Origin of the sequence: uncultured Bacillus sp. (genome assembly GCF_958411575.1) — a bacterium.
GTDB classification, from domain to species: Bacteria; Bacillota; Bacilli; order Bacillales; family Bacillaceae; genus Bacillus; species Bacillus spizizenii.
The window spans coordinates 122,608-140,449 of record NZ_CATYRA010000002.1 but is presented as its reverse complement, the minus strand read 5'-3'; the positions used below and the strand labels follow the sequence as shown (position 1 = coordinate 140,449).

Genomic DNA, 17,842 nt, shown 5'->3' with positions numbered 1-17,842 from the left:
ACGGGCAGAAAGCGGGATAACAGCGGGCATGTCAGAATCTAATGGCAATGGCTCCGCTGTTTGAGGAATGTATTCCTCAAGGATAATATGTGCGTTTGAACCGGTCGCCCCGAAGGAACTGATACCAGCCCGGCGCGGATAAAGGATGTCTTCCTCTTTCTCCTTGATAACAGGCTGCTTCCACGTTTCTGTTTCATGTTGTACATAAAATGGAGACTTATCAAAATCCACGTACGGATTCAGTTCTTCTGAATGTAAAGAAGGCACGAGAGTTTGATGGTGAAGCTGAAGGGCAACCTTGCTTAAACCGCTGATACCCGCGGCGGATTCAGCATGCCCGATGTTCGATTTAACAGAACCGATCGAACAGAACTGCCGATCCTGTGTATATTGGCGGAATGCTTTCATCAACCCCTGTAATTCGATCGGATCTCCTAAGGACGTACCGGTTCCGTGTGCTTCTACATAACTGATCGTCCGCGGGTCAATTCCCGTTTTCTCTAAGCATGCCTCAATCAAATCAGCTTGAGAAACTGGACTCGGCACTGAAATGCCGCTTACAGTGCCCACATGATTCACAGCACTTCCTTTAATCACTGCATAAATGCGATCTCCATCTTTCTCTGCTTGGCGCAATGGCTTTAATAAAACCGCACCGATTCCTTCAGCCGGCACATAACCGTCTCCATCCTTGCCAAATGTACGGCAGTGCCCGTCAGTGGAAAACATATCCCAGACCCCGTATGTCATATATTTATTAGGATGCAGCGACAGGTTCACTCCGCCTGCTAACGCGACATCACACTCACCGTGGCGAATGCTTTCCAACGCCAGATGTACAGCAGTCAGAGATGAGGAGCATACTGTATCGACTGCCATGCTCGGGCCGTGGAAATTACAAAAGTAAGATACACGGTTGGCGATTTGCGCATAGTTGAGCGAGAGAGGAAACACATTTTCCGCGGATGCTTCTTTAGCGCCGACTAATGTATAATCCTTATGCATGACACCCGCAAAAACGCCTACATGCTGCCTTTTGTTCCGTCCTTTAGGCTTGGCCAAAGTCTTCGGCGTGTAGCCTGCATCCTCAATCGTTTCCCAGCAGGTTTCTAAAAACAGTCGCTCCTGAGGGTCCATGGTCTCTGCTTCTCTCGGCGTGATTCTAAAAAATTGAGGATCGAAGCAGTCTGGATCATCAATAAATCCGCCCCATTTAGAAATGTCCTTACCCGAAGGAGATGTGATTCCTTCAAAGCGCCGCCAATCCCAGCGCGACTCAGGAATCTCACTAATGCAATCCTCGCCCGCTTTCAGATTGTTCCAAAATTCATGAATATTGTTTGCCTTCGGATACCTGCCCGCCAAGCCGATAATCGCAATGTCGCCTGATGTCTCAGAAGGTGCAATATGAGAAAAGTCAGCAGGTCCGCTTGTCTTCCGGCCTTCGGCAGCCTTATCGCCGATTATGCTATCGGAGACGTACTCTCTTTCATTTTGATCAAGGGAACCAGCGGCACTAAAATGCTCGATATATTCCTCGGCAAGAAACGCTGACAATTCGGCAATGGTGGTATGCTCAAACAAGAGAGTCGGCGAAAGGCTCTCACCGATCTTGTCACTAATGGTTTCTACCACTTCAAGCAAGCCTGATGAATTCAGTCCCATTTGGTAATAGCCGACTTGCTTTTCAATCTGTTCGATCGGCTTATTTATTTTGTCTGCGATTAATTGGCTTACGAACTGTTCAGCCTCGCCATAGGCCCCCATACTGCCAGATGAAGATACGGTGTCAGCAGCTTGAGTATGCCCGGCTGCGTCCTTCCCCGTCTCTTGTTTCACCTCTACCTCCTGTTGCTTTCCGCTAATCAGCTCTGCTTCACGCACTAGTTTGCTTGTGAAGTTTTTCACTTCAGCCACTTTTTCTCCCGAAGCGTTGAAAAATTCAAGTGTTACATAAATCAGCTCTTTTTCCTGCCGGACGGAGGAGCGCTTAATTCTCGTCATGCAATGTGTCTGCAAAAGTGCTGAAGCGGAAAAAGATTCATAGAACAGGGGCAAATACAGCCTCTGTTCTCCTTTAAGCAAAGATGTGAGCAAATTGTTGGCACCCACACCACTCCCGTCTACGAGAGTCGGATGAAACATAAAGCCTTCTGCGTGATGCATGGCTTCCGAACCGAGAGAAAGATCAAGAAGGACGCCGTCTTCCTCTTCATAGATGTAACCGCTGGCTTTCATATATTCACTGTGCACTAACTCCTGATGTCTGCATTGTTCATATACATCATCAAGCTGAACAACGTTCTGCGCAGCTGCTTTCATCTGATTAAGATCCAGTGTTTCTTCAAATACGGCCAGGGAGTGGGCGTGCATGTCAGCCTTCATATAGAGCTTTTCTTCTGAAGCTTTCTTCCCGCCACGTTTTTCAAAGCCTTTGGCTGTGATTTGCCACTTTCCTTCTTTTTTCTCCGTACATTGGACATCGAGAACGATCACCGCATTCTGTCCCACAGTCAGCGGCTGATAGATGGATAAATTCCGCAGTTGAAGCTCTGAGCAAGCGTAGCCGTGTTCTCTGAATATCTGGTAGATCATATCAATATATGCTAATCCCGGCAGGACATTTTGTCCGTAAACCACATGGTGATAAATAAACGGGTTTTTTAACGATAATGTGAGTTGTTTCGTTATATTTTTCACGTTAGACCTCCACCTCATAAGTATCCCATATGTTTGCCGCATCCACTTTTAAGGTCTCCGCTTCCGGCTTTGACTCGCCGGGCGAAAACGCCCGTTTCTTTAATTGAGGAGGCGATATTGGACTGCGCTTGCTGGCGCGTTTTTCATCTTCTACCCACCCCTCTACGATGACATGAGCATTCGTCCCCCCATCGGCAAAACAGTTAATGGCCGCCGCAGGCCGCGAATCTCTCCATTTTTCCAGCGTGCGGGTGAACGTGATATTTGCTTTCTGTTGATCGAAATGCGCCATCTCTTTTTCACCTGATAAAAATGGGACAAAGCGTCGCTCTTTCAGCATCAGTACAACCTTAATAAAGCTGGCGATCCCTTCAGCACATAGCGGATGCCCGATGTTCGGCTTGATTGAGCCGAGAGAAAGAGGCGATGAGTGATCGGAACGGTACACCGATTGGATCGCTTTCAGTTCAAGCAGATCGGTTACCATTGAACCTGACCCGTTTGCTTCAAGATAGCTAATGTCCTCTGGTTTTTTTCCGCTTTTGGTAAGCGCGTCTTTCATGACTTCCTTTTGCGCCTCCAGATTAGGTGTGGCCGGCCCTGCCGTTCTTCCGTCGTTATTGACCGAGGCCGCTTTCACGACAGCATATATGGTATCCCCATCTTCCATCGCCTGTTTTACCGTTTTTAACATGACCATTCCGACGCCTTCACCCAACACAACTCCATCAGCACGCTCATCAAACACATGGAAGGATGAATGTTTGCTTAAAATGCCGCGCCGGTCGAACAGTCTGTGAGAGACATCTGAGCTCAGCAAGCTGACGCCGCCGACTAAGGCAGATTGTATATCACCGCTACGCAGAGCTTGAATGGCCATATTCATGCCGACCAAAGCTGACGAACAGGCTGTGTCTACTACAACACTCGGGCCGCGGACATCAAAAAACTGTGAAATATTAGCCGCTAAATAATTTTGGCCGACTGTCACGATCGGATTCTTAGCATGATCAAGACTCTCTTCATCAGGTTTGTGCTGGCTTCTGCCTCCAATATAAACGCCGACAGGCTTCCCCTTTATTTCCTCTGGTGTATATCCGGCGTGATACAGAAGCTTCAGACACTCTTCCAATACGAGTAATGCTTGCGGGTCCATCGCTCTTACGTCTTCTTCATGAAGCAGAAAGAAATCAGAGTCAAAATGGCTGACGTCCTCAATCATGCCGGCATAGTATGGGGTTTTACAGCCCCAGCGCTCTGCCGGAACCGGAGCGATTGACGAACGTCCCTCAGATAATAACGACCAATAGGTTTCCAGCGTATCTGCTCCCGGAAAGCGGCAAGATAGCCCGACAACGGCAATATCTTCAGCATGAGGGCTCGGTGAAAGAGTCGTCGGCGCTTGTATCTGCGCAGCAGGAGCACGCTCCTTCGCAGGGGGAGATACGCCTGCTTCCATTTTGTTCTCCAAAGGTGCTGATATACCCGATATCCCGCCTCCGAATAGAGCAGACAGCGTTTCGGAATAAGAGCCGATCAGCCAATCTGCGAATCTTTGAATTGTCGGGTATTCATATAGAATAGATGGATCGAGCGCTGTTTCTAATTTGCGGTTTATATGTTGAAGCACCTGCGCCAAAATGATCGAATCCACACCATAATCTTGAAATAATCCGTCAATCTCAAAATCTTCACGATCAATTCTCAGCTCTTCGGAAAACAAATCAATAAGCCAGAACTGTGTTTCAGATAATAGCCCCTCACTTTTGGGAGTTGCATCGACCCCTTCGTTATCTTTGGCCAGCAGGCTCTGCAAAGTCGATTCCCGCAAACCGTCCTCATGCCGTTTCCTCCGCTTCATCAGTAGCTCCGGCTCCCAATTTGTTTGATTCACCACTGCAGGGAGAACAACCGGTTCGAGCGTTTTTGATAAGATTTGATCTAAAAAACGTAAGCCCTCTGAATTCGTAATGCTCAGCAAGCCGCTTTCTCGATATGCATCATTTGTCACTTCGCCCATACCGGTTTCTTTCCAATTCGGCCACTGAACACTGATAATCGGCGCATTTTCCTGATGTGCTTCCGCAAAATAATCCATATAGCTATTGGCCATAGCGTAGTCAGCTTGTCCCGCTGAAAGCTGAGGAATAATGGCTGAAACAGAAGAAAATAATACAAAAAACTGTAATGGCTCGTTACACACGTGGCGATATAGCGTTGTCAGCCCAGCCACTTTAGGCTCCAGCACCCGCTGAATATCATCAGGAGTTTTTCGGATGAATGCCAGCGTATCCATATCGGTCAGACCTGCACAATGAATGACACCGCCAATCGGCCCTATTGTTTGCCTGATATGTTGCAGCGTTTGCTCAACCTGAGCATCATCAGATAACGTAAGCGACAGCATTTGCACTTGCACACCCTGCGCTTCCAGCTCCCGCACTGCCTGAATTTTCTCTGCCGCGGATGTGTTTGATGTCTCAAAATGAGCCCACTCCTCTCGCGGTGGAAGCTGCTCTCGCCCTGTCAGCACCAGCTTTTTCACTCCATAGTGCTCCGCAAAATGCCGGGCACATAATAGTCCAATGCCTCGTGTCCCGCCTGTAATGAAAAGCACATGATCTTTCGGGAAGGCCATCCTTTGTTCGGCTCCCTCACCTGTTTCAGAATACGCTTTTAGAAAAGCCTGATACCGCAAACCGCCTCTGTAGCAAATCTCCGTATCATGAGAATCTGAATAAAATTCATCAGCGATCTGCTTCGCGAGACGATGATGATCAATAACCTCCTCTGCATCCATATGTCTTGATGTAAGGTGGCTGTACTCGCTTTGAAGCATCCGATACAAACCAGCTCGTGAGGCGCCTGCCATTCGGACGAATGTGTTTTGAAACGATTCAAGCCCCTTCGTGACACAAAGCAGCCTGAGCCCCTCTTTATGCCCGAATTCAACCAATCTTTGCACCCATTCAATCCAATCCAGCTGGTCTTTATCATCTTCACCGCAGCCGATGACATCCACTAGGCCATCAAACTCTTTCCAATCAATGTCTGATTGGTACCAGTCTATCCGGCTCACATCTAATATAAGATGGTTTGGAAAATACGTAGACACTTCAGCTGCCAAATCTGCTGTCTCTTGATTGCTCAGGATGGCAACCGTTCGTGTCACTGGCACTGTTGAGCCAGACGGGCTCAAACTCCATTGTTTTGTCAAAAAACATGCGGTGCGCTTTTCCCTAGCATCAACTAGTTCTTTCTTGTCCGGTTCTAAATGTCCCTTTGCCGGTACCCAATAGCGATCCTTTGCAAATGGATATGAAGGGAGACTGATCAGGCGCGGTTTGGTCTCGCCGTATAATGTATTCCACTGGATCGCCACGCCTTTGACCCATAAATCAGCAAGTTTAGCGTATTTTCTTTTTCTGATCCAAGCATCAATTGCCATTGCCATATCCTCATCTTCTGTAAAAATGGCCTGGGTTTCTTTATTTCGATTCGACTGTCCCCGGAAGAATGCTTCAGTTTCTTCCTTACCGTCAACAAATGTCTGCAGTTTCTCTTCAAGTTCCTGTACCGTCCCCGCAATACACGCCAGACGCTCGTCCATTTCTTCTCGTCCAACTTGCAGGGTGAAAGCGATGCGGTGCAAATCTTTATCTGTATATTTTTGCTTGCGAATCGCCTCCAGTAATTGCGAAGCACGATCCATTAGCCTGTTTTTATTTTTAGCTGACAGCACAATCACGTTTGGCTGTTCTGGTGCCGTTTGTTCTGAATTGCCTTTTGGCATATATTCTTCAATCACAATATGTGCGTTTACTCCGCCAATCCCAAACGAACTGACTCCCGCGCGGCGCGGAAGCTCGTTTCCGTCACGATCTGTGACAGCCTTCCATTCCTGTTTTTCCTGAACGATGTAAAACGGACTGTCAGCCAGCTGAAGATAAGGATTAAGCGTCTCGCAATGCAGGCTTTTCACTAACGTTTTATGCTTCATTTGCAGCAGCACTTTGATCAGACCTGAGATACCTGCGGCAAGCTCCAAATGGCCGATATTGCTTTTAACTGAGCCGATGCCGCAACGGTGATCCGGAATGTCCGGCTGGCTGCCGCCTCTCTTATTGGATAATTTCCTAAACGCGGCTTTCAGCCCGTTTATTTCAATTGGATCCCCCAATTCCGTCCCCGTTCCATGCGCTTCGATATATGTGACCGTGCTTGGATCTATGCCTGCTTGGCGGTATGCACGCACTAACAGATCAGCTTGTGCTTTCGGATTAGGTGATGTGAGGGTATTGGCTCTTCCGCCGTGATTTTCCGCCGTCCCCCGAATAACGCCGTAAATGTGATTCCCGTCGCGCTCGGCATCTGCCAGCTTTTTCAGCATGACCATTCCTACACCTTCGCCTCTGACATAACCATTCGCATCGGCGGAGAAGGTTTTACACCTGCCATCTTTGCTGAGCATACCAGCTTTACTGTAGCTAATGTGCGCCTCTTCGGTTAGGATCGTATTCACGCCTCCTGCGATCGCCATCTCACAATTGCCGCTTTGCATCGCGGTCACAGCACGGTGAATGGCTACAAGAGAGCTGGAACAAGCTGTTTCGACTGGCTCGCTCGGACCGTGGATATTTAAAAAATAACTCATTCTATTCGGGCCAACCGAAGGGATCATTTGACCTGTAGCCGCATGGCCTTCAATTGGAAGATTCGCTCTATGGAACAGGTCTTTGTAACCAGTGTTTCCTGTACCGATAAAGATACCCGTCCCTGTACCCGAAAGGCTTTGCGGCGAGCAGCCCGCATCTTCTAGCGCCTTCCACACATACGTCATTAACAGACGTTGCTGAGGGTCTACATAATTGGCTTCTCGCGGCGAAATACCAAAAAACAACGGATCAAACTCTGCGACACCATCAATAAACCCGCCCCATTTGATGTCGGTTTTATTGACCTCAGTGTCAGGGTTTCCATAATGCTCCCGCCAATCCCATCGATCTTTTGGAACTTCTGTGATGCTGTCTTTACCTTCCTCTAGGTTTTTCCAAAATTCATCTATATCCATAGCACCAGGGAATCGGCCGCTGATGCCGACAATTGCAATCGGCTCAAAATCGGCAGCCTGATTATTGTTTCTTTCTTCTTTTGCAATAACAGGCTGTTGGAAGCGGTGCTTTCTTCGCGCTGTCATTTTCGGGACTTCAGAGGATATTGGCTGTAACTCTTCTTGCCCCTCTGATTTTTCGCTCTCCTGAACAAAAGTTTCCTCATATTGATCTATCAAATATCCAGCCAAGCTTTGGATGCTTCCATACTCAAAGAAAATGGTCGGCGTTAGCTCCAATTGATATGCCTCGTTGATCTTGTTTGCAAAGACCGTAAATGTTACCGAATCAAATCCGTATTCACTTAGCTCTGTATTGACATCAATATCTTCACTATCTACTTTTAAAATCGCACTGATCATGTTGCCTAATGATGCCCTCAGGCTGTTTAAACTGTGCAATGAGCTTGACCTTTCATCTGTGTCATTAACATCAGCATCTAGATTCAATTCTCCCGGATACGCCGCAATTACATATTCAGCCAAGCTTTGGATGCTTCCATACTCAAAGAAAATGGTCGGCGTTAGCTCCAATTGATATGCCTCGTTGATCTTGTTTGTAAAGACAGTGAATGTAACCGAATCGAATCCGTACTCACTCAGCTCTGTACTGACATCAATATCATCAGTTTTTACCTTTAAAATCTCGCCAACCATTTGAATCAAAGACGCTTCCAATTTTCGGGTTTGTCCGTGATCCTGATTCACGTTTCTCTGATCGTGCCGTTTGGCTTTCTCTCCTGCAGAAAGCAGTTTTTGCTTCATTTTCTGAAGCTGCCCTTCCATCACAAAAACTTGTGACTTTTCAGACGCTATTCCTTGATAAAATGCTTTCAAGGCGCTATCTGTTGGCATCGGAACCATTCCCATCGTTTTCAGCATCCTCTGCTCAACTTCAGCGCCGACTTGCATACCGCCTTCTTTCCATAACGGCCAGTTAAAGGAAATGGTTGAGCCGAATCGCTTCTTGGATGCCACAAGAGAACTGCGGTATGCAGCAAATGCATCCATAAACGTATTGGCTGCGGCATAATCAGCTTGTCCAGCGTTTCCTAAACATCCGGAAACAGATGAGAATAAAATGAAAAAGTCCAATGGAAAATCCTTGCTGCATTCGTCTACATGTAACAACCCGCTCACTTTTGGCTGTAACACTTCTAGAAACTCTTCATTCGTTTTATGAACGATGAATTGATCTTTAATGCTGCCTGCACCGTGAATGATTCCGTTAAGAGTGCCATGCTTTTCTTTGATGTCCTCCATGAGACGCCGAACCGCCCTCTGATCACTTACATCAGCTTCTCGATAGAAGACCTCCGCCCCCATGCTTCGAAGAGTCTCCAGTTCATTTTCCTTACGCTCACTTAAAATAGATCGTCCCGTCAGCACAATGGTCGATCGAACGGATCGATTGGCAATTTCCTTTGCAAACAGAAGGCCTAAGCTTCCGGCTCCGCCTGTGATTAGATAAACGCCATTCTCTCTCCACGGCATATGAAGCTCATCAGCGGAAAGGAGCGCCATTTCCCGCCAGCCTTTTACAAAACGGTTTCCAGCCTCATATCGAATCTGTTTATCTACAGGCCTCCGGCTGTCGTCTTTCAGCTTGAGATGAAGGTCATTCATCTCTGCAGGTTTCTCGATCTCGATGACCTGAGCTGTCAGTTTGCTGAACTCTAATTCAGCTGTTTTAAGCAGACCGGAAACACCGGTAAACAATTGTTTCTCTTTTTTCAGTGGAACGATGGCTTGAATGATGATACGGCCAGCAGAATGCTCACGGACCTTTCTTTGTATGAGCTCAAACACGTTCTGTGCGTAAAACTGATAACGTTCTGCAATATGCCCTTCAGCTTCATACAGAGTAATGACTCGGGCATCCTTCATGTTTGAGGCAAGGCTGTCTGTGACACTTCGTTCAGTTTCAAAGAGAACAACGATATGCTCTGCGAATGAAAGGTCTTCGTCCACAAATCCGCCTTTCTGTTCTCCCCATACCGGCTCGAGCATTAAGCGTTCATGCCGTGATGAAGGTTTTGATGAAGGAACCTCCCCTTCCAATACTCTCGTCGAGAACCCTTTGATCCTGACACATACGTCTCCGCTCTCGTCAATGACATCGATATCCGCTTTCTGAACAATATCCCCCGAGTGATGTCTGTCACTTAAGCGAGCATAAGCCCACATAGAAGACGAACATCCTTTAATCACCTCAAGCTGTTCAAGCGCAAATGGTAAAATCAGCTTTTGATCCGTCAATTCCTGCATGATGCATATTGTTGCCGTCTGCAAGGCGGAGTCCATGATACACGGGTGCAGCACAAACTGTTCACTCGTTCCAGAAACGTTTTCTGGAAGCTGCAGCTGCGCCAAAACCTCTCTGTTTCCTATATCCACATTTTTAATTCCTTGGAAGGCCGAACCATGGAACATCCCTCTGCTTCTGCCTTCTTCGTAGAATTGATCAGGTGACATCTTTCTTTTGCCGCAGCGGCTTGAAATTTCATCCAGATCTACGACCGGTGTTTCGACGGCAGATACCAGCTCCGCACTGCCTTGACTATGAATAACCGGGTCGGCCCCTTCTTCCTGTGTACTGTAAATGTCAAAAGTGATTTTCCCATCTTCTTCAGGAAAGAGACCGATATCCACTTGAGCCGAATGTTCGTCAACCACAACAGGCTGAACCCAGACTGTATGATTCAATCTGATTCTGACCCCTTGACCATTATTACTTCCTGTCGCCTGCTTGATAGCCGCGTGCGCCATTTCAAGGTACGCAACACCTGGGAGCACCGGCTTTCCTCTTACCATATGGTCTCTCAGAAAGAATTCCTCACCAGTGAAAACCGAACTGAATTTCTGTTCAGAAAAATCAGATGTATTCTGATGGAGCAGCGGATGAATGGAACCGGCCTCTGTCTGATTTGCGGATATCTGAACCGACGGCTTGCGGTCATCCTGCGATGGCCAGTATCGTTCCTTTGCAAATGGATATGTCGGCAGACTCATTCTGCATGGGCGCTCACCTTTGTAAAGCTGCATCCAATCCATATGTGCTCCCTTGCTCCAAATTTCCGCCAGCTTGTTCACTTTTCCTTTAGCCATCCACTTACGGATCAGTTCCGCGCTATCCTCGTCCTCCGTCAGCCATGAAATCTCCCTGTCATTGTGCTTACTTCCTTGAAAACAACCTTCAATCGCTTTTTTTCCATAGATAAAATCTGTGAGCTTCTGTTTTAACTCATTCACATGATCGGCAGTAAAGGCAACGCGATACTCCATCGCTTCCCGCCCGACCTGAAGGGTATACGCAAAATCAGGCAGCTGGCCGGTCTCAAGCCCTTTTCTTTCTAAATAGGCAAGAATGTCTTTTACATACTCTTGCAGCCTCTCCTTATTTTTCGCCGAGATCGGTATGATGCAGGCCCCTTCTATCTTTTTCTTATCTGAATCCCTTTTGTACTGTTCGAAAATCGCATGAGTGTTTGTCCCGCCAAGCCCGAACGAGCTAAGTGCAGCCCTGTGCGTTTTGATATCACGGCTTAACGTTTTCTTTTGATCAACGATGTAAAAAGGAGAGTTGGCTAAGTCTGTATTTGGATTCGGCTCCTTATAATTGATGCTCGGTGCAAGCTCCTGATGATAAAGACTCATCACGACCTTAATGCAGCCAGCCAGACCGGCGGCCGTATCTAAATGTCCGATATTGGTTTTCACCGATCCAATGCCGCAATATTGCGTTTTATTTGTATATTGCCTGTAAACGTTCGTTAAAGCCGCCAGCTCGATTGGATCTCCCAGCTTTGTTCCGGTTCCGTGCGCTTCCACATAGCAGATGGATTCAGGCTGTATCTTCGTTTGATTCATGACCTTTTGCACCACGTCAGCCTGGCCTTTGACACTAGGAGCATAAAAACCGACTTTGTCGGCGCCATCGTTATTTACACCTATGCCTCTCAGCAAAGCATAGATATGATCCCCGTCTTTCACAGCATCAGCCGCTTTTTTCAGCAATACTACGGCAACACCCTCACCGCCTATCATTCCGTCAGCTGAAGCGTCAAAAGCTTTAATATGTCCGTCGCTCGAAAAATTCAGACCCGGCTGATGCATATATCCGATATTTGACTCGGTATGCAGCGTTGCACCGCCAACTAAAGCATAAGCAGATTCACCTGACAGCAGGCTTTTATAGGCAGTATGCAATCCAATCAAGGACGATGAACAGTTGGCATGGACGAAATAGCTTGGCCCTTTCAGTCCGAGCTTATGAGAAATCATTGTCGGAATCGTCCCGCTCTGCGCGAGCACCCACGAGACATAGCCATCCGGCGTTTCCAGACTCTCTGTTGTATCTGACGGCAGCAGTGCGCGATAAGAATTATTGCTTGCCGACATAAAAACACTGGTTTGCGGAATCTGTGTCGCAGCATAACCGGCATCTTCTATTGCTTTCCACGAGTGAGTCAGCAGCATCCGAAACTGCGGGTCCATAAATTCAGCGTCTTTAGGAGAGATTTGAAAGAAGCTTGGGTCAAATTTGTCTTTCCCATCAATTGAAGATTTAGCCGGGACATAGCTGGCATTCTCCGCCATCTCCTCTGAAATGCCAAAACGCTGAAGCTCTTCTTTACTATAAAACGTAATGCTTTCCTTGCCGTCTCTGAGGTTCTCCCAAAACTCATCATGGTTTTTCGCCCCTGGAAATTCACACGATATGCCAATAATCGCAACACTATCCTCATAATAATCTGGGAGATCGTTCATCTGGGTGGACTGATCTATATGAGCTGCCGGTTCTGTCGGCATCGGGCCACTTGTATCAGCCTTCCGTTGTTCAGTGATGTATTGGCTGATATTTTTGATCGTTGAATACTCAAACAGGTCTGTGACAGAAAACTCACAGGTTAGTTCATGTTTGATGCGGTCAGCAACAGTAACCGCTAGAAGCGAATCCCCGCCCACATCGAAAAATCCGTCTTCCCATTCAATGTCAGTCATTTTCAGCACATCCTGCCAAATGGTGAAAACAGCATCCTGAATGTTCTTAGGAGAGATCTCCCTTTGCTTTGGCTGCTTCGCTGTAAGTTCGTTATTTTTAAGACTGTTTCTGTCTATTTTTCCGTTCGGTGTTAACGGCATATGGTCAAGCTGAATAAAATAAGAAGGCACCATATAGGCAGGCAAAACATCTTTTACATAATGACGCAGCTCCCTTGCCGCAAGAGAAGCATTTGCATGTTTAGCTGTATAATAGGCAGCAAGCTTATCCATTCCATTCTCTTTAGCTGCAACCACAACGCATTCCTGAATGCCGGGATGCTCACTGAGCCTGCTTTCAATATCGCCAAGTTCAATACGGAATCCGCGTATTTTCACTTGATTATCGATACGGCCTATATATTCAATTCGTCCTCCCGGAAGCCAGCGCGCCATGTCTCCTGTTCTATAAAGCTTCGATCCAGGCTCAAAAGGGCTGTCAATGAATTTCGAATTCGTTAATTCTTGCTTTTTGTAATAGCCCTTCGCCACGCCGTCTCCTGCAATGCAAAGCTCTCCCGGGACTCCAGCCGGTACTGGAACAAGCATAGAATCCGTAATATACATTTGTGTATTGGCGATTGGCCTTCCTATCGTGGCATGAGAGCATTCTTCGTTAATGCGCTGAACCGCTGACCAGATTGTTGTTTCGGTTGGCCCGAACATATTCCAGGCTTCGCTGCCCGTATGTAAGAAATATCGTTTTAACGTCTCAGGCAAAGCTTCGCCTCCGCATAGAATTTTCACTCTCTCTTCATTTTCCCAGCCTGAATAAAAGAGCATCTTCCATGTAGCAGGTGTTGCCTGCATCACTGTCGGTTTGATCGTTTGGATGTCCTGTTTCAATTTTTCAACGTCTTTTGTATGCTCCGTATGACAAATATGGCAGTGTGCGCCCTTTATCAAAGGCAAATATAGCTCCAGAGCTGCGATATCGAAACAATAGGTTGTGACAGCGAGCATTTTATCCTCTGGCGAAAGACCCGGTGTTTCTCCCATTGAAACGAGAAAATTTGTCAAAGCTTTATGCGGTATCATGACGCCTTTTGGCTGTCCTGTGCTGCCGGATGTATAAATGACATATGCCAAGTGTTCCGGCGTGACAGTGCGTGTAAGCACTTTTCGATCAGAGGCTGTTTGTGCAATCTCATCCGAGTCTTGATCTAACAGAGCAGTCTTAATACCGTTCCAATTCAACATATTTACTAATTCTGATGTCGTCAGCGTAATGGATACTTCACTGTCCTCCAGCATGTATTCCAGTCGCTCAGCCGGATAGGACGGATCTAACGGCACATATGCTCCTCCTGCCTTAAGAATCGCTAATAAGCCCAACAGCATATCGAGCGATCGATCCACATAGATTCCCGCCAGACGGTCAGGTCCCACTCCATGCGCCTGCAAATAAATGGCCAGCTGTGTACTTCTTTCATCGAGCTCCCGATACGTCAATGTTTGATCTTCATAGCTGACAGCTGCTCTATCAGGTGTCTTTTTCGCCTGCTGCTCAAATAATTCATGAAAACATGTATATGGATACGTTTTGTCAGTGGCGTTCCATGTTTTGAGAATCATCTGCTCCTCTGCTTCAGGTAATAAAGAATACTCTTTTAAAGGCTGAGAAGGATTCAACATCGCCTGTTCTGTTACATAAACAAAATGATCGAACATCGCGGATATAGAAACTGCATCAAACAGCGTAGTATCGTATTTGATGTTCAGCTCCATTTTTTCTTCTGTTTCCCACAGTTCAAATACTAGTTCGTATTCTCCCTCTTGATGAATACGCTCAATGAAATCGACAGAAAAGAAGTCATCATAGCGGCTCAACAAGTTTTGATAGCTTCCAGATTGAAGAAAATTCTGATAGAAAAAAGCGGTTTGAAATATTGGTGAACCCGTTTGGCTGCGAGGAGCATTCAAATCCCTCACCATTTTCGGGAAAGGATAAGCTGCATGATCAAGCCCATCCAACATCGTTAATTGCAATTTTGAAATAAATTCAGAAAAAGTGTCTGCCGGGTTCAGCTCACTCCGAATCGGGAGCATATTGAGAAAATGTCCAATGGAAGCATCAAATCTTTCTTCCGGCCTCACCATCGCCGGTATGCCGACAATCTGTTCCTTTTGGCCGGTATAACGGCCAAGCAACACCATATAGCAGCTCAAAAATACTGTCGAAACATTCACAGAATGCTCTTTCGCAAACGTCCTCACCCGATTCATGAAGCCGCTGGACAGCTGCCGGGTGTATGTATCCTCTTCAAACTCAGAACCGGCTGAACTAGTGCTTACCTTAGGCAGCTGAAGGTTCGGCAAAGTTCCCGATAGCTGTTTCTGCCAGTATGAACGATGCTTCGCGCCGTCTTCTCCCACTAGCATGTTCTGCTCCCATGCCGCGAAATCATGATACATGGCAGGAGAAACTGCTATTTCCGGATGCTGCCCTTCTAAAAGGAGCTTATAGCTGTCAAACAGACTGTGTATAAATGTGACGGACGAAACTCCGTCAAAAATCATATGGTGAATGACAATAAGCAAAAAATCCTCTTGTTCAGATCTGGAAAAACTCATGACACGCACTAATGGGCTGTTTTCCTTTACAAACGGTTCCTTTGCTTTCTTTCTAAGAAAAGAAGGAATGGCAGACTCTTTCAAACTAGAAATGTCTTCTGTCTTAATTTCAAGTGAGATCGCTGGCTCATTTTTTAGAAATGGCACTCCATCTTTCTCTTGGATGACGTGCTTTAAGATCGGGTGCTGATTCAATACAAGGCTGAAAGCCTGCTGTAATGTTTCAAGGTGAAGCCCTGACGAAAATCGAAAACAGAGAGGTACGTGATAAGCACTTTTTTCAGGTGACATTTTTTGCAATGTCCATAATCCTTTTTGAACCTCAGATAGGGACTGAAAAGATGCCTGACTCTTTTCCGGTTCCGTTTTAGATGTGTCAGTACCTTGCCTGCCAGCAGACAAGCTGCTGATGTCTTCATGTTCAGATAGATAGTGAGCCAAGCGTTCAATTGTAGGATACTTATGTATCTCTCTGGCTCTCAGTTTGATACGGTATTTTTTCTCGACCGAACGAATAAGCTTCATCATCTTGATAGAATTCACACCAAGGCTCTGGATAGTTGCATTTGGCACCACCCAATCGCGGGAAACGTGCAGCTCCTTAGTCAAACAGGTGAGCAGGTGTCCCTGTATCTCTTCCCTTATTCTTTTCGCATGGTCTGCTTGCTGTATCTCCCCGTCCTGAACCGCACCGTTTATCCGGTTGGATTTATGAAGCAAGTAGTCGAACTCACCATTTTCAAATGAAGTTTTCAGCTGGGTGCGCTGAATCTTTCCGATAGCCGTTTTCGGAATCTCTTCTTTTTGGACCGGCAGCAAATATTCTGGGGTGACTCCGATCACCTGTGAGACATGGGATTGTATGTTTCTAAGAAGCTGAGACATCTGCTCATCATTCATTTTTGCGGAAGCAACAAAGAAGATAGCCAGCTGATCTGTTGAATTCTGATCCACGCGGACTGCGCAGGCAGCAGTATAAGAAGTTTCGATGACCGGTAATTCTTCAACAGCGGACTCAATCGCATGACTGTAATAATTAATACCGTTAATGATAATTGCATCTTTCGTGCGCCCCGTTATGGTTAAGCGCCCATTTCGCAAAAAGCCAAGATCTCCGGTTTCAAACCATCCATCTTCTGTAAACACACTCTCATTTAAATCCGGGTGCCGGTAATAACCGCTTGTAACGGAAAGACCAGAGACTTGAAAACGGCCAATCTCGCCTTCTTCAACCACTTCATTATGGTCATTCACTATTCTCATAGAGAATCCAGGAATTGGAGAACCTATTTCAACAAAATGGTCATCATCACTTGTTGCAGCCCGGGTAAACTCATGGGAAAAAATAACGCCCGATGAAGTTTCGGACATTCCCCATGCAGGTCGGATGGCATCAGCAGGCAGTCCATAAGGTTCTAAAAGCTCAAGCATTCTGCGCCCTACCTTGGCTACCATTGCTTCACCGCCATTGAGCATGTAACGCATTGAAGACAGATCCCATTTCCTATTTTTCATTTCTTCTGCAAAATCAGTGACCAGACCGAACGCAAAATTCGGCGCCCACGTAACAGAGGCACGGTAATGATCAATCCAATCCAGCCATTTCAGCGGCTCCATTAAGATCGTTTCACTTGAGACGTTAATTTCTTGGCAGCCAAGATAGACATCCCGCAAATGCAGCATCCCGATGCCTCCTACATGATCAAACGGCATCCAGTTAAACGTGATATCTTCTCTGGTGAAGCCTTGCATTTGAATAATCCCTTTCACCATACTCATAATGTTTCGATGATTTAGCATAACTGCTTTGGGCGTTCCCGTACTGCCTGAAGTCAGCAATAAAAGCGCCAAGTCTTCAGGACTGGATTGATGCCAATCCGTCTCCGCTTCAGCACTGAGCAGATCCTCTACAGCAATTGCACGGAATCCTTCAAGGTCTTGCTCTTTTGCCCAATCGAGCATTTCCTGGTGCATGTCCCGATCCGTAAGCACCGCTGGCTTATCAAGAAGCATCCATGCGTCTTTCAGCCTTTGAGTCCCGCTGCTCGATTCAGCATATGTCGGCGGAACGGCTAACGGAGCCGGAACAATTCCTGCTAAAACACACCCCCAGAATGCAGGGAGAAGCTGTGAATTGTCGCCAAGCTGCAAAATCACATTTTGTTTTGCTTTCAGGCCTGATTGGCGAAGTCCCTTCACGATACGCAACGCATCATTCCACAATCGTCCATATGATTGGTACACTTCACTTCCATCCGGCTGCAAATAAATGATTCCCTTTGTATCCCCAAGCTCCGCAGCCGTTCTGTATAAAACTTCAGGTATCGTTGCCGGCTGCTCTTCAGATATATGTAAAGTCTCACCATAGCTGACAGAAGGATTAGCTAAATTGCGGGTATTATCATTATTTCTCAT

General features: G+C 46.6%; 2 protein-coding genes (1 of these 2 cut by a window edge). Both read right to left on the bottom strand.

Translation table 11 applies throughout. The features are described 5' to 3' along the window. A protein-coding gene (locus Q5C82_RS04435) for a type I polyketide synthase (protein ID WP_079996366.1) crosses the window boundary here: on the bottom strand, positions 1-2,718 show its 5' portion. 10,971 nt of this gene lie to the left of the window's left edge; 2,718 of the gene's 13,689 nt are visible here — the first part of the coding sequence; the start codon lies at positions 2,716-2,718; the stop codon falls past the left edge of the window. After that, positions 2,702-17,842 carry a non-ribosomal peptide synthetase gene (locus Q5C82_RS04430; RefSeq protein WP_003221057.1) on the bottom strand — a complete coding sequence of 5,047 codons (15,141 nt, stop codon included), beginning with the start codon at positions 17,840-17,842 and terminating at the stop codon, positions 2,702-2,704. The genes Q5C82_RS04435 and Q5C82_RS04430 overlap by 17 nt, the downstream gene beginning before the upstream one ends.